Source organism: Streptomyces sp. NPDC057271 (assembly GCF_042668715.1).
Classification (GTDB): domain Bacteria; phylum Actinomycetota; class Actinomycetes; order Streptomycetales; family Streptomycetaceae; genus Streptomyces.
Genome location: NZ_JBHUYJ010000034.1, coordinates 9,774 through 31,342 on the forward strand (window position 1 = coordinate 9,774; position 21,569 = coordinate 31,342).

16 protein-coding genes, 1 tRNA gene and 1 pseudogene are annotated in these 21,569 nt (G+C 70.8%); 6 read left to right on the forward strand and 12 right to left on the reverse strand.

The window, feature by feature from the left end; translation table 11 throughout:
• Positions 1-145: 145 nt before the first annotated feature.
• From ACFUJR_RS17770 to ACFUJR_RS17805, 8 genes are all read right to left on the reverse strand, one after another.
• The gene (locus tag ACFUJR_RS17770) at positions 146-904 is read right to left on the reverse strand and encodes an LPXTG cell wall anchor domain-containing protein (protein WP_383175190.1); all 759 of its coding nucleotides are present in this window, start codon (positions 902-904) and stop codon (positions 146-148) included.
• A gap of 145 nt (positions 905-1,049) precedes the next feature.
• Entirely contained in the window at positions 1,050-1,493 is a 444-nt protein-coding gene (locus ACFUJR_RS17775) for a hypothetical protein (RefSeq protein ID WP_383175187.1), read from the reverse strand.
• A gap of 39 nt (positions 1,494-1,532) precedes the next feature.
• Positions 1,533-2,129 (reverse strand): aminoacyl-tRNA hydrolase, encoded by a 597-nt coding sequence (gene pth / locus ACFUJR_RS17780; protein WP_383175184.1) that lies wholly within the window; start codon positions 2,127-2,129, stop codon positions 1,533-1,535.
• A 129-nt stretch (positions 2,130-2,258) separates the two neighbouring features.
• Positions 2,259-2,852 (reverse strand): 50S ribosomal protein L25/general stress protein Ctc, encoded by a 594-nt coding sequence (locus ACFUJR_RS17785; protein ID WP_383175181.1) that lies wholly within the window; start codon positions 2,850-2,852, stop codon positions 2,259-2,261.
• A gap of 280 nt (positions 2,853-3,132) precedes the next feature.
• A complete protein-coding gene (locus tag ACFUJR_RS17790; protein WP_383175178.1) occupies positions 3,133-4,107 on the reverse strand; it encodes a ribose-phosphate diphosphokinase in 975 nt (324 codons plus the stop codon).
• Between the two features lie 121 nt (positions 4,108-4,228).
• Positions 4,229-5,704 (reverse strand): bifunctional UDP-N-acetylglucosamine diphosphorylase/glucosamine-1-phosphate N-acetyltransferase GlmU, encoded by a 1,476-nt coding sequence (glmU, locus tag ACFUJR_RS17795; RefSeq protein ID WP_383175175.1) that lies wholly within the window; start codon positions 5,702-5,704, stop codon positions 4,229-4,231.
• Positions 5,705-5,814: 110 nt separating this feature from the next.
• Positions 5,815-5,886 (reverse strand) — tRNA-Gln (locus ACFUJR_RS17800).
• Between the two features lie 27 nt (positions 5,887-5,913).
• Positions 5,914-6,771, reverse strand: a complete 858-nt coding sequence (locus ACFUJR_RS17805) for a hypothetical protein (RefSeq protein WP_383175172.1) — start codon at positions 6,769-6,771, stop codon at positions 5,914-5,916.
• 154 nt (positions 6,772-6,925) lie between these two features.
• Here ACFUJR_RS17805 and ACFUJR_RS17810 point away from each other — a divergent pair, with 154 nt between their 5' ends.
• Positions 6,926-8,272, forward strand: coding sequence for a sensor histidine kinase (locus ACFUJR_RS17810; protein WP_383175169.1), 1,347 nt, complete (start codon positions 6,926-6,928; stop codon positions 8,270-8,272).
• Between the two features lie 157 nt (positions 8,273-8,429).
• On the opposite strand, the gene ACFUJR_RS17815 is transcribed toward ACFUJR_RS17810, so the two are convergent.
• Together ACFUJR_RS17815 and ACFUJR_RS17820 are read right to left on the reverse strand one after the other, a co-directional pair.
• Positions 8,430-8,921: an SUKH-3 domain-containing protein gene (locus tag ACFUJR_RS17815; protein WP_383175166.1), complete on the reverse strand. Its 492-nt coding sequence runs from the start codon at positions 8,919-8,921 to the stop codon at positions 8,430-8,432.
• 10 nt (positions 8,922-8,931) lie between these two features.
• Positions 8,932-9,441: a YwqJ-related putative deaminase gene (locus tag ACFUJR_RS17820; protein WP_383175163.1), complete on the reverse strand. Its 510-nt coding sequence runs from the start codon at positions 9,439-9,441 to the stop codon at positions 8,932-8,934.
• 252 nt (positions 9,442-9,693) lie between these two features.
• Between ACFUJR_RS17820 and ACFUJR_RS17825 the strand changes: the two genes are divergently transcribed.
• The 3 genes from ACFUJR_RS17825 to ACFUJR_RS17835 all read left to right on the forward strand — a co-directional run bounded on the left by ACFUJR_RS17825 (position 9,694) and on the right by ACFUJR_RS17835 (position 14,537).
• Entirely contained in the window at positions 9,694-10,689 is a 996-nt protein-coding gene (locus ACFUJR_RS17825; RefSeq protein WP_383175160.1) for an SMI1/KNR4 family protein, read from the forward strand.
• 7 nt (positions 10,690-10,696) lie between these two features.
• Positions 10,697-13,474 carry an SUKH-4 family immunity protein gene (locus ACFUJR_RS17830; RefSeq protein WP_383175157.1) on the forward strand — a complete coding sequence of 926 codons (2,778 nt, stop codon included), beginning with the start codon at positions 10,697-10,699 and terminating at the stop codon, positions 13,472-13,474.
• Between the two features lie 106 nt (positions 13,475-13,580).
• Positions 13,581-14,537: a cellulose-binding protein gene (locus tag ACFUJR_RS17835; protein ID WP_383175154.1), complete on the forward strand. Its 957-nt coding sequence runs from the start codon at positions 13,581-13,583 to the stop codon at positions 14,535-14,537.
• On the opposite strand, the gene ACFUJR_RS17840 is transcribed toward ACFUJR_RS17835, so the two are convergent.
• Positions 14,525-16,105 (reverse strand): MFS transporter, encoded by a 1,581-nt coding sequence (locus tag ACFUJR_RS17840; protein WP_383175151.1) that lies wholly within the window; start codon positions 16,103-16,105, stop codon positions 14,525-14,527. The genes ACFUJR_RS17835 and ACFUJR_RS17840 overlap by 13 nt on opposite strands.
• A pseudogene (locus ACFUJR_RS17845) lies at positions 16,106-17,810 on the reverse strand (IS200/IS605 family accessory protein TnpB-related protein).
• A gap of 337 nt (positions 17,811-18,147) precedes the next feature.
• Here ACFUJR_RS17845 and ACFUJR_RS17850 point away from each other — a divergent pair.
• Both ACFUJR_RS17850 and ACFUJR_RS17855 read left to right on the forward strand, forming a co-directional pair.
• Entirely contained in the window at positions 18,148-18,936 is a 789-nt protein-coding gene (locus ACFUJR_RS17850) for an ABC transporter ATP-binding protein (RefSeq protein ID WP_383175148.1), read from the forward strand.
• On the forward strand, positions 18,933-21,506 hold the full coding sequence (locus ACFUJR_RS17855) for an ABC transporter permease (protein WP_383175145.1): 2,574 nt from the start codon (positions 18,933-18,935) through the stop codon (positions 21,504-21,506). The genes ACFUJR_RS17850 and ACFUJR_RS17855 overlap by 4 nt, the downstream gene beginning before the upstream one ends.
• Positions 21,507-21,569 lie beyond the last annotated feature (63 nt).

A 21,569-nucleotide genomic window follows, 5' to 3' on the forward strand; every position in this document is an offset into this window, starting at 1 on the left:
GGGGGTTTGGTGGCACGCAAAGGGGGGGGGTTGGGTGGGGGGGGGGTGGGGGGGGGGGGGGAGAGAAGAGCGCGGGGCCGACAAAGCGAGGGAGGGGGCCTCCCCCCGCCTCCCGCTTCGTCGTCCCACTTCACGTTCCCGCGAATCAGTGCTGCTGCGCCTTGCGACGACGCGTCACCAGGAACGCACCGGCACCCGCGAGGGCGACGGCGGCGGCGGCGATGATGCCGACGGGGGCGCTGGAACCGGTCTCGGCCAGGTCACCGTCGGAGCTGCCGGTGGACGCGGACGGGGTCGCACCCGTGGAGGGGGACTCCGAGGACGACGGCGACTCGCTCGGCGTGCCGGTCGAGGCGGTCTCGCTGGGCGTGCCGGACGGCGTCTCGGACGGGGTCTCGGAGGGGGTCTCGGACGGCGTCTCCGACGGAGTGCCGGACGGGGTCTCGGACGGCGTGTCCGTCGGCGTCGGGGTGGTGCTGGCGGGGCAGGTGTGGGAGAGGTTGAACCACTCCTTCTTGACGGTGCCCTTGACCTCGGCCGTCGCCGAGATGAGCTCGGCGCCCGGCGCGGAGCCGACGTAGGCGTGCTTGTCGGAGGGCGGGCCGAAGACCGTGATGGTCTGGACGCCGCCCGGCTTGAACTCCACCGTCAGCTTGGTGAAGACGGCGCTTTCGCCCTTGCCACTGCCCGGCAGAACGAAGTGCCAGCCGTCCTGGCCCGTGGGGATGTCACCGCAGACCTTCTCCTTGTCGCCGGTCCACCCGGAGGCGGTCAGCGGAAGGTCCTTCGCCTGGTGGAGCGGAAGGACCGAGGGCCCGTCGGTCGCGGAGGCCACCGGGGCAAGGGCCAGGGAACCCGCCATGGCAGCGATCAGCGCGCCGGCGGGGATGAGGGATCGTCGCATGTGCAGTCGTCCATCTGGGAGATGAGAGGGATGCCGTGGGAGGTGGCTGAGGCAGCTTATCCGCACCTTTAAGTCACCCTTAACTCATGGGTTCATAACAATCTCACCAGATCGAGCCTGACTTGGGCCCTTACGCCCGGAATCGTCAGAGTGCGAAGAACGCCCCCAGTAGCAACACCCCGCCCACGCCCGCCATCGACCACGCCGTCCTCGTCAGCCGCAGCCCACCCCCGACGAGCGGCGCCGCCAACAACAGCGCCCCACCCAGCGGCAGCCAGGCGTGCAGACCGCCACCCCACCCCGTACGCACCGCCTCGCTCGTCCCCGGCTTCACCACCACGGGCAGCGTCTGCCCCTTGTCGGCGGCGACCGAACGGGCGATCGTCAGCGTGGCATGCGCCGACGGCGGACCCGCCGGGACGTAACGGCCGCTGCACGTCTCGTCGTTGCAGCCGGTCACCGTCAACGTGCCGTGCTCACGGCCCTTCGGAAGCAGGACGTGCTGCGCCGTACCCCACGACGACCAGACTCCGGCGACGAGGAGCAGCAGGGCGACCAGGGCCATGGCGGCGTTACGGGCGTGCGTCATGACCCGCGATCGTACAGTCGTACCGCGACGAGGGAACGGTCAGGAGTTGTACGCCGACTGCGCCCGCTCCAGACCCTCCGCCACCAGGCACTCGACGGAATCCGCCGCCCGGTCCACGAAATAGTCCAACTCCTTGCGCTCCGACGACGAGAAGTCCTTCAGCACGAAGTCCGCGACCTGCATCCGCCCCGGCGGACGCCCGATGCCGAACCGCACCCGGTGGTAGTCCGCGCCCATCGCCTTCGTCATCGACTTCAGGCCGTTGTGCCCGTTGTCGCCCCCGCCGAGCTTCAACCGCAGCACGCCGTAATCGATGTCCAGCTCGTCATGGATCGCCACGATGTGCGCCGTCGGCACCTTGTAGAAATCCCGCAACGACGTCACCGGACCGCCCGACAGGTTCATGTACGACATCGGCTTCGCGAGGATCACCCGCCGGTTGGCCGGCCCCGGAGGACCCATCCGGCCCTCCACCACCTGCGCCTGCGCCTTCTGCGCCCGCTTGAACTTCCCGCCGATGCGCTCGGCGAGCAGATCCACCACCATGAAGCCCACGTTGTGGCGGTTCGCGGCGTATTCGGGGCCCGGATTGCCGAGACCGACGATCAGCCAGGGGGCGTTCGCGTCGTCCGTCATCGTGGGGCGTCTCCTCGTCTGCGTACTACCGGATCGTCTGCGTACTACTGGGCGCGGAACAGCGGAACAGCGGAACGGGGTGGCGGGCCGCAGCCCACCACCCCGTCCGCGTCAGGCAGAGCCCAGGGCTCAGGCCTCGGCGCCCTCGGCCTCGGCGGCCTCGCCCTCGGCGGCCGGCTCCTCGGCCTGCGCGGCCAGGACCTGCAGCACGACGGCGTCGGCGTCGGTGACCAGGCTCGTGCCCTTCGGGAGCGCGATGTCCTTGGCGAGGATGGAGGCACCGGCCTCCAGGCCCTCGACGGAGACCGAGACGGCCTCGGGGATGTGCGTGGCCTCGGCCTCGACGGAGAGCGTGTTCAGCACGTGCTCCAGCAGGTTGCCACCGGCGGCCAGCTCGCCCTCGGTCTGGACCGGGATCTCGACCGTGACCTTCTCGCCACGCTTGACCAGGAGCAGGTCGACGTGGACCAGGAAGCCCTTGATGGCGTCACGCTGGACGGCCTTCGGGATCGCCAGCTCGCTCTTGCCGTCGACGTCCAGCGCCAGCAGGACGTTCGGCGTACGGAGCGCCAGCAGCAGCTCGTGGCCCGGAAGGGTCACGTGGACCGGCTCGGTGCCGTGACCGTAGAGAACACCGGGAACCTTGTTCTCGCGGCGGACGGCGCGGGCGGCGCCCTTGCCGAACTCGGAACGGATCTCGGCGGAGATCTTCACCTCGGACATATGCACTCCTCGTAAGCAGAAACGGAACAGTGTGGCTACCCGGCCACGACTGGCCTGCTACGAAGAGCGCGTCGATAACGGACCGCCGCACCTCACCGGTACGGCCTCCCTCGCCGAGCAACTACGGCAGTCTACTCGCCACCCGCCGCCCCACCCAATTGGATCACCAGGCCTCGCCCGGAGCAGACGGAGAGGCCCGCCTCCCCAGCGGGAAGCGGGCCTCTCTCGTGAAACCGATCAGGGATCACCGATCAGCGATCACCGGATCAGTAGATCAGGCTCAGTGCTCCTCGAAGAGGCTCGTCACCGAACCGTCCTCGAACACCTCACGCACCGCACGCGCGATCGTCGGCGCGATCGACAGAACCGTGATCTTGTCCAGCTCCAGCGAGCTCGGAACCGGCAGCGTGTCCGTGAACACGAACTCGCTCACCTTCGAGTTCTTCAGACGATCGGCAGCCGGCCCCGAGAGAATGCCGTGCGTCGCCGTCACGATGACGTCCTCCGCACCGTGCGCGAACAGCGCTTCCGCCGCGGCGCAGATCGTGCCACCCGTGTCCACCATGTCGTCGACCAGGACACAGACCCGGCCCTTGACGTCACCGACGACCTCGTGAACCGTCACCTGATTGGCGACGTCCTTGTCACGACGCTTGTGCACGATCGCCAGCGGCGCGTCCAGACGGTCGCACCACCGGTCCGCCACCCGCACACGACCCGCGTCCGGAGACACGATCGTCAGCTTCGTACGGTCGACCTTGCTGCCCACGTAGTCCGCCAGCACCGGAAGAGCCGACAGGTGATCCACCGGACCGTCGAAGAAGCCCTGGATCTGGTCCGTGTGCAGATCGACCGTGAGAATACGGTCCGCACCCGACGTCTTCAGCAGATCGGCGACCAGACGGGCCGAGATCGGCTCACGGCCACGGTGCTTCTTGTCCTGACGGGCATAGCCGTACGACGGGATGATCACGGTGATGCTCCGCGCGGAAGCCCGCTTCAGAGCATCGATCATGATCAGCTGCTCCATGATCCACTTGTTGATCGGAGCCGTGTGGCTCTGGATCAGGAAGCAATCCGCGCCACGAGCCGACTCCTGGAAGCGGACGTAGATCTCACCGTTCGCGAAGTCGAAAGCCTTGGTCGGCACGAGACCGACACCCAGCTGGTGCGCGACCTCCTCGGCCAGCTCGGGGTGGGCGCGGCCGGAGAAGAGCATCAGCTTCTTCTCGCCGGTCGTCTTGATCCCGGTCACAGCACTGTCTCCTCAGACGTGTCCTCTGGTCGCGACCACAACGCTCCCGTGCGCGTGTGCGAGCCAGCCGAATTTATGTGCACGTATCACGGTACGCCGAGTTCGACGTACCCGTTTCCGGTCAGCTTTCGCCGACAGGCTCCTCCGAAGCGGCCTGAGCAGCCTGCGCCGCAGCGCTGCCCGGCCGCTTCCGCGCCACCCAACCCTCGATATTCCGCTGCTGGCCACGGGCGACGGCGAGCGAACCGGCCGGTACGTCCTTGGTGATCACGGACCCGGCGGCCGTGTACGCCCCGTCCCCGATCGTGATGGGTGCCACAAACATGTTGTCCGACCCGGTACGGCAGTGCGACCCGATCGTCGTGTGGTGCTTCGCCTCGCCGTCGTAGTTCACGAAGACGCTCGCCGCGCCGATGTTCGTGTACTCGCCGATCGTCGCGTCGCCCACGTACGACAGATGGGGGACCTTCGTACCCTCACCGATCGCGGCGTTCTTCATCTCCACATACGTGCCCGCCTTGGCCTTGCGGCCCAGGTTCGTGCCCGGACGCAGATAGGCGAACGGACCCACGGACGCGCTCTCACCGATCACGGCGGAGTCGGCGACCGTGTTGTCCACCCGTGCGCCCTTGCCGACCGTGGTGTCCTTCAGGCGCGTGTTCGGGCCGACCTCGGCGTCCTCGCCGATGTGCGTCGCACCCAGCAGCTGCGTACCCGGGTGGATGAGCGCGTCCGGCTCGAACGTCACCGTGACGTCGACGAACACGGAGGACGGGTCGACCACCGTCACACCGGCCGTCATCGCGGCCTCCAGCAGCCGCCGGTTCAGCAGCGCACGGGCCTCGGCCAGCTGCACCCGGTTGTTGATCCCGAGGATCTCGCGGTGGTCACCGGCGACCGACGCGCCCACGCGGTGACCGGCCTCGCGGAGGATCGACAGCACGTCGGTGAGGTACTCCTCGCCCTGGCTGTTGTCCGTCCGGACCTTGCCCAGCGCATCGGCGAGCAGCCGGCCGTCGAAGGCGAACACACCGGAGTTGATCTCCATGATGGCGCGCTGCTCGTCGGTCGCGTCCTTGTGCTCGACGATCGCGGTCACGGCACCGGTCGCGGCGTCACGGACGATGCGCCCGTAGCCGGTGGAGTCCGGTACCTCGGCGGTCAGCACGGTGACGGCGTTGCCGTCGGTGGCGTGGGTGGAGGCGAGGGCCTTGAGGGTCTCTCCGGACAGCAGCGGGGTGTCGCCGCACACGACGACGACGGTGCCTCCCCCAGAGCCTTCGGCCTGGGGGGACCCCCAGGCCTGACCCAGCTCCTCGAGCCCCATGCGGACGGCGTGACCGGTGCCGTTCTGCTCGTACTGGACGGCGGTGCGGGTGCCGGCGTAGTGGGCGTCGAGGTGCGCGGTGACCTTCTCGCGGGCGTGCCCGACGACCACGACGAGGTGCTCGGGCTCCAGCTCACGCGCGGCGGACACGACGTGCCCGACAAGGGAACGTCCGGCGATTTCGTGCAGGACCTTGGGGGTCTTCGACTTCATGCGGGTGCCCTCACCCGCTGCGAGGACGACGACGGCGGCCGGGCGGTTGGCGCTCACGGGAATGCCCTTCGGCTTCGGGTGGTGGACACCCGCAGGATACCGGGGGGTTCCGGAGCGGAAATGAGTGCGGGTCCCGACGCTGGAGGTCAGGACCCGGAACGAAAGAGCTCCCCCGCCAGGACTCGAACCCGGACATAAGGCACCAAAAGCCTCAGTGCTGCCAATTACACCACAGGGGATAATATCCGACTAAACCGGACATCTGGTCAGGCTGTCGGATCGGCACCCAACACTATGCCGTACCAAGCCCCCTCCGTGCGACGGTAGAGCTCCGCGCTCCTGGTGACGTAGATGACGAGGCACCCTCTGTACGCCTCGGTTGTGTTCTTCCGGACCGTCTTCGGGTTGTGCCTCTTGAGAGTCGCCTTCTGGAATGTCGCGGCGTCCACGCCTGCGAGTGCGGCCCAGAACCGCTCGGCCTCGGCGATGTCGGCGTTCTCGTGGATGCTGACGCGGAAATGCATGCGGTCTCGTGTGACTCCGAGCAGTTCGAGCCACCTGAGGTACAGGGTGATCACATGGGGGTCGCTGTTGATGAACTGCAGCGACTCGCGTCGGCTGTACGACTTGTCCTTGGCGCCCTCGGCCCAGTAGAGCGTCACGCCGGCGATGAAGAGTTCGCGGTCCGACAGTCTGCCCACGGCCTCACGTGCCGAGCGCTTCGTCTCCTCCCGTTCTTCGTTCCGTGCGGCGCGGAGGCGTGCCAGACCCGCACTCATGAGCTCGCGGCGTTCGGCGTCGGTGTACCGCGGCTCCGGCTTCGGGAGGTCGCGGACCCAGAGTGAGATCGAGCTCTTCGAGCAGCCCAGCTCCAGCTGGATCTGGTCGTACGTCATGCCCTGCGAGCGCAGCTCGCGTGCGCGGGCGCGGAGGTCGTCCTTCGCGCGGGGGCGCTTCGTCCACTCGGGAGGCGGCTCTCCCTTCACCAGGCGGTGGAGTATGTCGTTGTTGTGGATCTGCAGGCGGTCCCTGATCTGGCGGAGGCTGAGGCCCTCGCGCCGTAACGCGATCGCCCGTTCGCGCAGGCCCTCGAAGTCCGCGTACCGGCTTGTCTCGGATGTCATATGACCACCATCGTCCGGAATGCGGACATCCGGGTCGAAAGTCTGGGCGATTCAACTGTTCGAGCGACAGGTCTGTGCACGGTGTTGACGTGCGGTTCACCCGGGTCCCGTGGTCTTCGGAAAATGATTCGCCCCCGCCCTTACGCTGGAGGGCATGACCACAACGGGGGCACACCAGGACGCGACGGGCGTGACGCCCCGTGGCCTGTGGTGGTGGGAGAGACGGCGCAGTGCGGTGCTCGACATCGGGCTGGCGGCGGTGTCGGCGCTGGAGTGCGGGCTCGAAGGGGTCGGCTTCGCCGAGAAGGCGGGGCTGCCCGTGCCCGTGGGGGTGCTGTTCGGGCTGATGGTCGGTTCCGTGCTGCTCGTGCGGCGGCGGTGGCCGATCGTCGTCGTTCTCGTCTCGATCGCCGTGACGCCCGCCGAGATGGGCTATCTGATGGGGATCGTCGGGCTGTACTCGCTCGCCGCCTCCGAGGTGCCCCGGCGTATCACGGCGGCTCTCGCCGGCATGTCGACGGTCGCCGTCTTCGTCGTGACGATGGTGCGGGTCCGCCAGGACCTCGCCCAGGCCGACGCCGATCAGCAGGACCTCGACCCCGGTAGCTGGTACGCGCCGGTCCTCGCGATCTTCCTGACGTTGGGCCTCAACGCGCCTCCCGTCCTCTCCGGGCTCTATATAGGGGCGCGGCGGCGGCTCATGGAGAGTCTGCGGGAGCGTGCCGACAGTCTGGAGCAGGAGCTGTCGTTGCTCGCGGACCGGGCGGAGCAGCGGGCGCAGTGGGCGCGGCAGGAGGAGCGGACGCGGATCGCGCGGGAGATGCACGATGTGGTCGCGCATCGGGTGTCGTTGATGGTGGTGCACGCGGCGGCGTTGCAGGCGGTCGCGTTGAAGGATCCGCAGAAGGCGGTGAAGAACGCGGCGCTGGTGGGTGACATGGGCCGGCAGGCGCTGACGGAGTTGCGCGAGATGCTGGGTGTGCTGCGGGAGGACGCGGTTCCGGCGGTGGGTGCTTCGGTGGGGTCTTCGGCCTCTCCGGTTCCGTTGGCGGCGGTGGGCCGGGCGGCGGCCGCGGCGGCGGAGGCGGCTTCGGAGGACGGGCCGCGTCTGGATGCGCTGGAGGATCTGGTCGAGCAGTCCCGGCAGGCGGGTGCGGTGGTCGAGCTGACGGTGCTCGGTGAGGTGCGCGCGTATGCGGCGGAGGTCGAGCGGACGGCGTATCGGGTGGTTCAGGAGGCGCTGACCAACGTGCACAAGCATGCGGCGGGGGCCAAGGTCGTGGTCCGGCTGGCGCATCGGGAGGCGGAGGTCGCGATGCAGGTGGAGAACGGTCCTTCGGACGCGGAGGCTGCGGACGCGCATCTTCCGAGCGGGGGGAACGGTCTGGTGGGCATGCGTGAGCGGGTGACGCGGCTGGGTGGTGTGTTCGTGTCGGGGCCGACGGACGGGGGCGGGTTCCGGGTGTCGGCGGTGTTGCCGGTGGGGGAGCGGGTCGCGTAGACCGGATGGTGGATCCGATGTCCGTGATCTGCTGACCGCGAGCCGATGTCTCGGAGCCGTTCTCCGCACCCGATGTCTCGGATCCCGATGTCCGGGGTCCGTGAGGCGATGTGTCGGATCCGATGTCCGGGGTCCGTGACCCGGGTCGGTGACCCGGCTAGCCCGTCACCAGTCGGGTCGGCTGTACCCCCGTGATCAGCGTCGCCAGTGCCGCGTCGATGTCCTGGCCCAGGAACCAGTCGCCGGTGTGGTCCAGGCCGTAGATCCGGCCCTCCAGGTCGATGGCGAGGACCGCCTGCTGTTCGACCTCCTCTCCCAGCGGGGAGATCTCCGTGTCGAGCGCGCGCCCGAGGTCCGCCAGGGTACGGGCCAGGTGCAGGCCGGCGAGGGGGTCGAAGTGGAGGGTCGCGGGGGCGATCTGGCGGCCCGCGCCGGGGGGTGTGACGTGGAGGCCGCCGAATTCGGCCCATGCCTCGACGGCCGCCGGGAAGACGCTGTGCCGGTGGCCGCCGGGTGAGACGTGGGCGCGCAGGGTGTCGGCCCACTGTTCGGCGAGTTTGATGTCCCAGCGGCCCGGCTGCCACCCCGCCTCGCGGAGGGCGGCGTCGACGTTGACCGGGAACCGGGTGGTGCTCAGGTGGTCGGGCATGAAGGTGCGGTCAGCCGTTCTCGACAGTCGAGGTGGGGTCCACGGTGCGTACACCGAAGTGCGCGAGCATCGCCGCACAGGAGCGGCAGGGCGCGGCGTAGCTGCCGTGCAGCGGGTCGCCGTCCTCGCGGATGCGTCGCGCGGTCAGTTTGGCGTGCTTGAGTGAGCGGCGTGCCTCGCCGTGGGTGAGTGGCTTGCGCTGGGCGCGCTTGGAGCGGCCGGCATCGGTGGAGGTCAGGTGGCGGGAGAGCAGGATCGCCTCGGGGCAGCGCCCGGTGAAGCGTTCGCGCTGTCCACTGGTGAGGGTGTCCAGAAAGTCCTGGACGAGTGGATGAAGGGTGGGCGGTCGGTCTCCGCGGCCCGCGGTGCAGGTGAGGGTTTCGCCCCGTACGGAGAGCGCGGCGCCGACGGTGGGGAGGATGCCGTCCCTGCGGAACCGCAGTAACGGGGCGCGGGAGGGCTCGGTGCTGCTCCAGTTGAGGCGTGGGTCACCCTGCGTGGGCGTCGGTGGTGCGTACATGGTGCGTGTCTTCCCCTCCTGCAATCCCCCGAGTTGCTGGAACAGACTGCCAAATGGGACGCCTCATGTGGAAGCGGGGTACACAAACGGGGTGTCGGTGTGTCGTAACTATCGCCGGTGCGTCATCCGCTCGTGACAGTTGGTCACGGAGGGTGGTCGTGGTCGCATCGGGCCGGGTGACGGGCTTGTGGCAGCGCATAGGCTGTGCGGAATCAGCGAATCAGCCAGCAGCCAGCGCAGGGGGCAACCGCCATGACGACAGGTCGGCTCGGGAAGGCCGCACCGCCGAACGCGGCCTACGCCGGGCAGGTCGTGCACTTTCCGGACCCGGTCCGCGCCTCCCGGCACCCCAGAGGGGTGCGGGTGGACGAACACGGCTATCCGGACTTCTCGCCGTACGCCCGGGCGGCGGCGGAGATCGCCGATCCGCCCGAGGGCTTCGGCGTCGACGAGTTGCGGCTGACGGACTACGTGTCGGCGAACGCGGCGCTCGCCGCGACGGGGCACGAGCTGTGGGACACGATTCCGTCGGTGGCGACGCCGCACGGCTGGACCTGGCACCACGTGGCGGGCGGTCGGCGGATGGAGCTGGTCCCGGTCGAGGTGAAGGCGTTGCTGCGGCATCACGGTGGTGTCGCGACGGCTGCCGTCGATCACACCAAGCGTGGCACGCGTCCGCTGCAGGAGACCCGGCCGGCGCACTTCGGTGTGCCCAAGGGGCTGGTGTCGGTGACCGAGCAGCAGTTGCTCGGGGTGGAGGAGGATCTCGGCTACCGCCTGCCGGGCGCGTACCGCTCCTTCCTGAAGGCGGCGGGCGGTTGCGCGCCGGTGGGCGCGGCGCTGGACGCGGAGCTGGGTCTCCTGGTCGACCAGCCGTTCTTCACGGTGCGCGACGAGGCGGGCGTCAACGACCTCGTGTACGCCAACAAGTGTCTGCGCGACCATCTGACCAAGGACTACCTGGGCGTCGGTTTCGTCCAGGGCGGGATCCTGGCGGTGAAGGTGAAGGGCGACCGGGTCGGGACGGTGTGGTTCTGCGCGTACGACGACGCGCGGGACGCCGGTGAGGCGGCGGCCGGGTGGAGCGTGGGTGAGCGCGTGGAGCGGCTGCTGCTGCCGTGCGGTGAGGACTTCGACGCGTTCCTTCAGCGGTTGGCCGGCAATCCGCCGGAGTTGGAGACGGTGGCGAACCTGATGGTGGACGGCGGCTTCGCGCGCGCTGTGCCCGTGGTCCCGGTGGGGGAGTGAACTGGCTGTGGTGACGTTCGCGCAGGCGCAGGAGCGCGCCGAGGAATGGATCAACGGTGATGTGCCGGCATACCAGCACCGGGAGGTGCGGGTGCGGGAGTTCGGGCTCGGTTTCGTCGTGTGGGCGGAGGACCGTGAGGAGGGTCCGACCTCGGACGGCGGCCTGCAGCGTCTGGTCATCGCCCGGGACAGCGGCGAGGCGACGTTGTGGCCGGGGCTGCCGGTGGGTGAGGTGATCCGGCGGTACGAGGAGGAGTACGGGGCCGTTTCCGACGAGGCGGGTGCGGCGCCGCCCGCGCCGCCGGAGCGGGTCGATCTGAACGCGACGTCGTTCCTGTTGACCCCGCCGGAGTGGCTGCAGGACGCGGCGGACAAGCTGGGTGTGCCGCCGAAGGGGCCGAACGCGTCGCAGGCGGGCGGGAGTTCGTCGACGCCGGAGGCGACGGGCGCAGGTGTGCCGTCCGTTGAGCCGGTGAGCGTGCCGGCTTCGGATGAGGCGCCTTCGGATGAGGCGCCTTCGGGTTCCGTTCTTTCCGGTGGGGCGCCTTCGGGGGCGGTGCCTTCGGGTGCGGCCGGCGATTCTGTGGACGCTTCGGAGGGGCGGTCGGTCGACTACGAGCCGACGGCCTCGGACGGCGTTCCGGCGGAGGCTGCGTCGAGCAGCCCGTGGGCGGACGCCAACGCGAGTTCGGGCGGTGCGGACGGTTCGGTGCCGCTGCCCGCGACGGTCTTCGCGCCGCCACTGTCGGGCGCGGACGACGAGGACACGCCGCTTCCGGTGGTGGGTGCGGACGCTCCGACGGCTCTGATGTCGGGCGGCAGCGCGCTTCCTCCGACGGCGATCGCCCGGGCCCTCGACCCGAACGCCCCGCCGCCGCCCGGTGCCGACGACCCGTTCGCGCCGCGCGGCCGGGCGTCCGGCGGTGGCCCGGCGTCCGGCGGTGGCCCGAGCGGTACGGGTGCGCCCGCGGCTCCGGGGGCGGGGGGATCGATCGGTGGCCCCGGTGTGCCGAGCACGCCGAGTGCTCCCGGTGTACCCGGCGCTCCCGGCGTACCGGGTGCTCCCGGTGCGTCCGCGCCGGTCGGTGGGCCCGCCGTTCCGTCGCCGCCCGGCGCTCCGGGCGCCCCTGGCGCGTCCGGTGCCACGCCCCCGCCGGGTGTCCCCGGCGCCCCCACGCCTCCGCCCGCGCCGCGGGCTCCCGGGGCCGGGGACATCGCGGATGCCGCGACCAGCAAGGCCGCGCTGCCTCCGCGCTCCGGGCGCGGGGGTGGTGGCAATCCTCCTCCGCCGCCGCAGGCGCCGGGGGTTCCCGGCGCACCCGCCGGGGCGTACGCACCGACCCAGCTGGTGTCGCAGCTCGGCCCGGACGGGCCTCAGCCGCCCGGGCCTCCCGGTCCGCCGACGCCTCCGCAGCCGGTGCACCACGCCGCGACGATGCTGGCGCACCCGAACCAGGGTGGGCCTGGCGCTCCGGTGCCTCCGCCCGCGCCGCCGGGTGTGCCCGGTGGGTCCGACGGTGCCGGCGCGGGTGTCGCGCACGCGGCGACCATGCTGGCCCACCCCGGGCCGGGCGGTATCGCCCCGCCCGGGCCCCCCGGCGCGCCCGGGGCCCCCGTTGCTCCCCCCGGGCCCCCCGGGCCCCCTGGGGCCCCTGGGGCTCCCGGTGGTCCTGGCACTCCGCCCGGTGGGGTGCACCACGCGGCGACGATGCTGGCGCAGCCCGGTCCGGGCGGCCCGCCGGCTCCGCCGATGCCTCCGCCGTCGGTGCAGGGCGCCCCGCCGGCGTACGGGTACCCGCAACAGCCGACCGGTCAGCCGACCGTCGGCCCCGGCTACCAGGCCGTGCTGCGCTACCGCGCGCCGGACGGTTCCGAGGCCCAGATCATCCGGCGGTCCGCCCCCGGCACTCCGCACCCGGAGTGGCAGATCCTGCACGAGCTGCGTGCGATGAACGTGCCGCCGCAGCAAGTGCTCGAACTGCACACGGAGTTGGAGTCCTGTGAGCTGCCGGGCGGTTACTGCGCGCGGATGATCCGGGAGACCTGGCCGCAGGCGCGGATCACCAACATCGCTCCGTACGGCCGGGATCACGCGGGCCGCCAGCAGGGCATGCGGCAACTCCTGACCCACCAGGGCGAGTTGCATCAGGTGGCGGACGGTCCGGCGCGCCCGGCGCCGGTGCGTGCTCCGCTGCCGCCGGTGCAGCCGGCCCCGCCGATCCCCCCGGAGGGGATCGCGCAGGAGATGGCGGGTGCCTTCGGGCCCGGGATCTGCCGGTTCGACCAGCGGGCCGTGTCACGGCAGGGCGTGCCGGAGGTCGTCGCGCTGACCCTCGTCTGGGCGGGTCTGCCGGCCGACTTCGGTCCGTTCTTCTGGGCGCAGCCGGCTCAGCCGGTGGTGCCGACGCTGGCCGAGCTCGCGGCGCAGCGTCAGATCCAGCCGGCGTCGGACGCGGGCTCGTACCTGGTGATCGGCTCGGACTTCGGGCGGGCGATCTGTGTCCAGTACGGGACCGCGCACATCGTCGCCGTTCCGGTCGAGGCCGGTCCGGGCGGTGCGCCGGTGGCACCGCAGTTCGTGAACAGCGGGCTGCCGGAGTTCGTCCGTTCGATGGCACTGCTCGGCCGTATGTGGCGGCTGCGGTTCGGGCTCAACCCCGAGCAGGCGGGTCGTTGGACGGTCGACTTCCAGGCGCAGCTGGCGATGCTGGACCCGGCGGCGCTGTCGTCGCCGGAGAACTGGTGGTCGGTGCTCCTGGAGCAGATGTGGGACGGACTGCTCTGAGCCGCGTGTGACCGAAGGCGTCCGACGTGTACGACACGTCGGGCGCCTTTTGTCGTGTCTGATGGCGCATCCTGGCTTTTGAGCCGTTACGGAAGGAGCGTCAGGGATGAGTTTCGCCGTCGTCGCACGAGGGCGCGGATATCGCCCGCGACAGGTCGACCGTCACCTCGCCGCGCTCTCCGGCGAACGCGACGCCGGATGGGAGCGGGCGGCCCGGCTGACGGTCCTGGCCAGGGAGATGGAGGAGGAGGCGGTCCGGCTGCGGGCGGAGGTCGACGCGCTGGCACCGCAGCGGTACGAGTCGCTGGGCGGGCGGGCGCGGAAGATCCTGGAGCTCGCGGAGGCGGCGGACGAGAGTCTCGTACGCGAGGCGGAGGCGGAGGCGCAGTCCCTCGCGGAGGCGGCCGAGGAGGCGGCGCGTACGGCGACCGAGTCGGCTCGGGAGTACGCGGACGCGCTGCTCGCGGAGGCGGAGACCACGGCCGCCGAGACCCTGGAGGAGGCGGGCGCGGAGGCCGAGGCGCTGTGGTCGGCAGCGCGCGAGGAGGCGGCGGCGCGCCGGGCCGCGGCGCGGGGGGTGTTCGACGACACGGCGCGCCGGACGGCGGCACTGCTGGAGGCCCAGCGCGTGGAGCAGGCCGCGGTACGGGAGGAGGCCGAGCGGGCGGCGGTGTCCCGGGCGGCCGAACTGGACGCGTGTCACGAGGAGCTGCTGGCGGCCGCGCGGTCGCGGGTCGCGGAGGCCGAACGTGAGCTGGCACGTGCGGAGGAGGAGACCCGGCACGGCCAGGAGGACGCGGAGGCGCGGGCGGCGGAACTCCTGGTGGAGGCGCGGACACGGCGGGAGCGTGTGGAGCGGGAGACGGAGCGTGTGGTGCGGGAGCACGAGGAGGCGCGCGAGGAGATCCACGCGCACATGGAGCACATCCGTGCCGCGCTCGCGTCGCTCACGGGCCGAGGTGCCGCCGAGGACGGCACCGGCCGCGGTGACGGCGACGAGGAAGGCGACGGGGGCCGGGGCGGGGACGGGGGCGGGGAGGGCGACGGGGATCAGGCCGACTGACCGCGGTCCTGGTGCTCCGTCAGGACCGGGAAGCGGCGCGGGGCCAGGGTGAGCAGGACGAGCAGGGCGAGGGCGGCGGCGCCCGCCGCGCCCAGGTAGACGTAGTCGACGGCCGCGTCGACCGCGCGGCGCAGGGTGTCGTCGGCGTGGTCCAGGGCGTACGCGAGGCTGTCCAGATCGGTGCCGGTGCCCAGGCGGGAGGCGAGGACGCCGTTGGCGATCGCGCCGAAGAGGGCCGCGCCGACGCTCTGGCCCACCTGGCGGCAGAAGAGGACGGACGCGGTCGTCGTGCCGCGCTCCTCGTACGGGACGGTCGACTGGACGCCGACGATCAACGGGAGCTGGAAGAGGCCGAGCGCACCGCCGAGGAGGAGCATCAGCAGAGCGGGCTGCCAGGGCTCTCCGGGGAAGGGGAGGAAGGGGAAGGCGAGCAGCACGAGCAGGGCGAGGGTGATGCCGACGACGGCGGTGAGGCGGAAGCCGATGCGGTTGTAGACCCGGTTGGAGAAGGCGGCGGTCACCGGCCAGCTGAGGGTCATCGCGGAGAGGACGAAGCCGGCGGCTATCGGGCCGAGGCCGAGGACGGACTGGGCGTAGGTGGGCAGGAAGACCGTCGGGGCGACCATCAGCAGGCCTAGCGCGCCGAGGGCCAGGTTGACCGCGGAGATCGTACGGCGGCGCCAGATCCAGCCGGGGATGATCGGGTCGGCGGCCCGGCGCTCGACGAGGACGGTGACTCCGGCGAGGGCGAGCGCGCCCGCGAAGAGGCCGAGGGAGGGCGCGGAGAGCCAGGGCCAGGCCACGCCGCCCTGGACGAGGGCGGTGAGCAGGAGCGTTCCGGTGGCGAAGATGGTGACCGCGCCGGCCCAGTCGACCGACACCTTCCTCGTGGGCGGCACCCCGCCCTCCGCCGGGCCCGTCCCCTCCGCCCGCGCCGTCCGTTCAGGTTCGACCAGGTACCGGGCCACGAGCCAGAGCGCCACCAGGCCGACGGGCAGGTTGATCAGGAAGATCCAGCGCCAGTCCGCGTATCCGGCGAGGAGGCCGCCGGCCGCGGGGCCGGCGACCGAGGCCGTCGCCCAGACCGAGGAGAGCTTCGCCTGGATCTTCGGGCGCTCCTTCAGCGGGTAGAGGTCCGCCGCGATCGTCTGGATCGTGCCCTGGAGCGCGCCGCCGCCGAGGCCCTGCACGACGCGGAAGGCGATGAGCGAGCCCATGTTCCAGGCGGCCGCGCACAGCAGGGAGCCGATGAGGAAGAGGATCGTTCCCGCGATGAGGACCGGCTTGCGGCCGAAGGTGTCGCAGAGCTTCCCGTACACCGGCAGGGTGACCGTGACGGCGAGCAGATAGCCGGAGAACAGCCAGGAGAAGACGGACAGGCCGCCGAGGTCGCCGACGATCTGCGGTACGGCGGTCGAGACGACCGTGCCGTCGAGCGCGGCGAGGGCCATGCCGAGCATCAGGGCGGCGACGACCGGGCCCCGCCCGCGCGGAGCCGTCGCCGCTGCCGCCGCCTGCCGCGTCGTCGTCCGTGACACCCGGTCCCCTCCATCTGATGGGTCGTACATCTAGTTACGTCGGCCTAGCCTCCCACTCGAACCCCGGGTGGAGAACCGCTTCTGCGAACTGAGCGGGAGCGGGTCCTGTTGCCAGGCCCCGTGCTCAGCCGCGTGCCCCGAACGGTGTTGGGCACGCTGGTCACCCGCGTTCGCTCCATGTCCGGGCGGCACGCATCCTGTGCGTGGTCCGGGTACGTGGGGGCGGGGTTCCTCGCGCCCGCGAGTGCCCGATGGGGCCTGGTCGGTCCGATGCCCACGACGATCACTCCGGTCGTCGTGGGGCGGTGCCGTCCTCCCCCAGACTTCGTCCGGGAGGTGCCCCCAGCCGGATCGGGTGCCCTTGGGCGCGCCTTCCGATCGCCACGGCGGCGGCGTCGTGGCGAGAGGTCCTGCGAGTCTTGCTGGTGAGGGGCTTCTGCCAGTGCTGGGCACCCCACCGAGAGGTGTAGCTGGGATCGACGGCTATCACGCTGATGTTCGTGGCGTCGGCCATCGAGGCGAGGCGGGCACGGAGCCGGCCGGTGGGCAGCCCCGAGATCAGCTGCCGGAATTCCTTGTGTCTGCCGTGCTTCTCCCGAGTCTTCTCTGCCCGGAAGTCGAGGTCCTCGGCCGCGATGGCGGTCACTCCGCAGGTCCTCACCCAGTTCAGGAGCTGGGCGAGGGCGTGCCTCAACTGGGCGTCGCGATGCTGTGCGTCACCCGACAGGTCGTAGAAGAAGCGCCGCGGGTTTCCGACCGGGTTGCCATGCACGTCGAGGCGCCAGGCGGCGAGGTGGTCGGCGTTGGTGTCGACGCCCACCGCTCCGCGTGCAAGTGCTGTCTCCAGGGAGATGGCGGGAGCGGGAGGGGTCTGCCAGGAGGCGGTCAGGTACCAGCGGGCTCGGGTCACGTCCAGGTACGCAGTGGCGCGGTTCGCCTCGACTCGGTCCGCCCACTCCGTGCTTCGGTGCGTGTACCGCACGCGCGCTGCGAGGACGTACCGGCCGTGAGGGGCGTTCGCCAGGCCTGTCAACGGGGCCGGGAGTTTGATCGAGACCTCCCCATCGGGGGTGACCCGGATGGTCCCGTTCCCGTACCGCTTCCCGGACTCCCCGTCAGCCTGAAGGAACCACCGATGTGCGTCCCAATGCTCGCGCCACCGGGGCTCCATGAGCTGGGCATCAGCGAGGTGGTGGCGAGTGTTCAGCAGGCGTTTGCCTCCGCGGACCACGAGTACTCGGCCCGCCCGCCAGTCCTCGATCGCAGCTTGATGCCGGGCTTCCAGAAGGGCGAGGCGCCTGGACTTCGCGTGCCACTCCCGTCGCGACCGGTAACCTCCCGGTGTCCGCTTCGGGCCGCGCTCACCGAGCGGCAGGGACAGCCGGTGCCGGAGCATTCCGATTCCCGCTTCGAGGCCGTGGATGGAGGCGGCCTGGCTGCGCCGCGCCACTCCCCACTGGTCATGCGACGCCTTCGTCACCGCCCCTGCCCACCGGGACGACGAAAGTGCCGAGACCGCACGCTTCCGCTCGGCCCACTTCTCGCCGGAGTGGTTGAGGCCATCCGCGCAGCGGGCCTTGAGATCACTTGAGGCGAGGCGGCCCATGTGTGCGCCGACCCGCCGCAGGACCTCGACGTCATGTGCGGTCAGGCCCTTGAGTCGATCGCGAACAGTCACGCCTGACGGTCCGGGGACGATGAATGGCGCGGCTGTGTCCCGGAGACTCGACCGCACCCCGGCTACGCGCACTCGCCACCACCCCCTCTTGGTGTCGAACGGACCAACGAACCGGCGGCTGAAAGGTCACCTGTTCCCCTCTCGAGCGCCCGCTCGCTCCTACCGGAGGTCCAGAGAGGTCCACCCGTGCGTCGAGACCCCTAGGGGGACCCTCCCCCATAAGGGGCAGGGGCCGTTCGTTCCGGCGGAGGACGAGGAACGACCCCCTCCGTCCTTAGCTTGGTCTTACGGAAAACCCCAGGGCGAAGAGTGCGCCCAGCACCAGTGATCCGCCGCCCTCCTTCTCGCAGACTCGGACACGAGTCGGATCCGTACCAGACATAGGAGACTTACCGTGACTTCGGCTGTGACCATCCCCCAGCATGGGGAGACCGCAGGGGGTACGGCCGTCGCCGCGCGGGCGCGGCAGGTCGTCAAGGCGTACGGAGCCGGCGAGACCCGGGTCGTCGCGCTCGACCACGTCGACGTGGACATCGCCCGTGGGCAGTTCACCGCGATCATGGGCCCCTCGGGCTCCGGCAAGTCGACGCTGATGCACTGCCTCGCCGGGCTCGACACCGTCACCAGCGGCCAGATCTTCCTGGACGACACCGAGATCACCGGCCTGAAGGACAAGCGGCTGACGCAGCTGCGGCGCGACCGGATCGGCTTCATCTTCCAGGCGTTCAACCTGCTGCCGACGCTCAACGCGCTCGAGAACATCACGCTGCCGATGGACATCGCGGGCCGTAAGGCGGACCGGCAGTGGCTCGACCGGGTCGTGTCGACCGTCGGTCTCGCCGACCGTCTCGGGCACCGGCCCACGCAGCTCTCCGGCGGTCAGCAGCAGCGCGTCGCCGTGGCCCGGGCGCTGGCCGCCCGGCCCGAGATCATCTTCGGTGACGAGCCGACCGGAAACCTCGACTCCCGCGCCGGAGCCGAAGTCCTCGGCTTCCTGCGGCAGTCCGTGGACGAGCTCGGCCAGACCATCGTGATGGTCACCCACGACCCGGTCGCCGCCGGCTACGCCGACCGTGTGCTCTACCTGGCGGACGGCCGGATCGTCGACGAGATGTTCCGGCCCACCGCCGAGGCCGTCCTCGACCGCATGAAGGACTTCGACGCGCGCGGGCGGACGTCATGACCGTCCTCAAGACCTCCCTGCGCAACTTCTTCGCGCACAAGGGCCGCATGGCGCTCTCCGCCGTCGCCGTCCTGCTCTCCGTGGCGTTCGTGAGCGGCACCCTCGTCTTCACGGACACCATGAACACCACCTTCGACAAGCTCTTCGCCTCGACCGCCTCCGACGTCACGCTCAGCCCGAAGGACGCGGCGGTCGACGACGAGACCCCGCAGTCCGGCCGTCCCGAGACCCTGCCCGCCTCGCTCGTGGAGCAGGTCCGCAAGGCCGAGGGTGTCAAGGCCGCCCAGGGCTCGGTCATCTCCCTCAGCGTGACCGTCGTCGACTCCGACGACGACAACGTCGGGCCCACCAGTGGCGCCCCGACGATCGCCGCCAACTGGAGTGCCAACGAACTCCGTTCGGTGGACGTCGTGTCCGGCCACGAGCCGCGAGGCCCCACCGAGGTGATGGTCGACGCCGGCACCGCCGAGAAGCACAAGCTGAAGATCGGCGACGAGCTGCGCACCATCGCCGTGACCGGCGACTTCAAGGCGAAGATCTCCGGCATCGTCGAGTTCAAGGTCACCAACCCCGGTGCCACCGTCGTCTACTTCGACACCGCCACCGCACAGCGTGAACTCCTCGGCAAGGAAGGGCTGTTCACCCAGATCACGGCCGACGCGCTGCCCGGGGTCAGCGACGAGAAGCTGAAGGGCCACATCGCCGCCGCGGTCGGTGCCGGCTACACGCTGCAGACCGCGGCCGAGGTCGCCGACGCGGGCCGCGAGGACGTCGCCGGGTTCCTCGACGTCATGAAGTACGCGATGCTCGGCTTCGCCGGAATCGCCTTCCTCGTCGGCATCTTCCTCATCGTCAACACCTTCTCCATGCTGGTCGCCCAGCGCACCCGCGAGATCGGCCTCATGCGGGCCATCGGCTCCAGCCGCAAGCAGGTGAACCGTTCCGTCCTCGTCGAGGCGGTCCTGCTCGGTGTCGTCGGCTCGATCGCCGGTGTCGCGGCCGGTGTCGGACTCGCCGTCGGCCTGATGGAGCTCATGTCCTCCATGGGCATGGAGCTGTCCACCGAGGATCTGACGGTGAAGTGGACGACGCCCGCCGTCGGCCTCCTCCTCGGCGTCGTCGTCACTGTCCTCGCCGCGTACGTTCCGGCCCGCCGGGCCGGCAAGGTCTCCCCGATGGCAGCCCTGCGCGACGCCGGCACCCCGGCCGACGGCAAGGCCGGCCTGATCCGGGGCGGGCTCGGCCTGCTCCTGACGCTCGGCGGCGGCGCCGCGCTGTGGACCGCGACGCAGGCGGAGAAGGCCTCCGCCGGCTCGCTCTGGCTCGGTCTCGGCGTCCTGCTCTCCCTCATCGGCTTCATCGTCGTCGGACCGCTGCTCGCGGGCGGGGTCGTCCGGGTCCTCGGCGCGATCGTGCTGCGGGTCTTCGGTCCGGTCGGGCGGATGGCCGAGCGCAACGCGCTGCGCAACCCGCGCCGTACGGGAGCGACCGGCGCCGCCCTGATGATCGGGCTCGCCCTGGTGGCCTGTCTGTCGGTGGTCGGCTCGTCGATGGTCGCCTCGGCGACCGAGGAGCTGGACCGCTCGGTCGGCGCGGACTTCATCGTGCAGTCCACCAACGGGCAGCCGATCATGCCGCAGGCCCAGGCGGCCCTGGAGAAGACGCCGGGCCTCACCCACGTCACCGAGTACCGGTGGGTCGAGGCGAAGATCACCGACCCGGCCGGCAAGGCGGTGGACAAGGGGCTCGTCGCCGCGGAGCCGTCGTACGCGAAGGACCTGCGCCGTGACACGACGGCGGGCGAGCTGTCCGCCGCGTACGGGGCGAACGCGATGTCGGTCGGCAGCGACTACGCCACGGAGCACGGGGTGAAGGTCGGCGACGTGCTGACCGTCGCCTTCAAGGGCGGCGACAGCGCGAAGCTGAAGGTCGCCGCGATCACGTCGGACGCGAACAACGTCGACAAGGGCGTGATGTACACCAACATCACCACCATGGAGCGGTACCTGCCGGCCGCCAAGCAGCCGCGGAGCATGATCATGTTCGCGACGGCCGAGGACGGCAAGGAGACGGAGGCGTACGCGGCCCTCAAGGACTCGCTCGCCGCCTACCCGCAGTACAAGGTGCAGAACCAGGCCGACTACAAGCAGGACCTGAAGGACCAGGTCGGCCAGCTGCTCAACATCGTGTACGGCCTGCTGGCGCTCGCGATCATCGTCGCCGTGCTCGGTGTGGTGAACACGCTCGCGCTGTCGGTGGTGGAGCGGACCCGGGAGATCGGTCTCATGCGGGCGATCGGCCTCTCGCGCCGCCAGCTGCGCCGCATGATCCGGCTGGAGTCGGTGGTCATCGCCCTCTTCGGCGCCCTGCTCGGTCTCGTCCTGGGCATGGGCTGGGGCACGGCGGCCCAGAAGCTGCTGGCCCTGGAGGGCCTCGGGGTCCTGGAGATCCCGTGGCCGACGATCCTGACGGTCTTCGTCGGCTCGGCGTTCGTGGGTCTGTTCGCGGCACTGGTCCCGGCGTTCCGAGCGGGCCGGATGAACGTCCTGAACGCGATCGCCACCGAGTAGTCCCGAGGGCGCCACGGGGGTGCTCCCACGGGCGGCACGGCCCCCGGCGGACCTGGTCCGCCG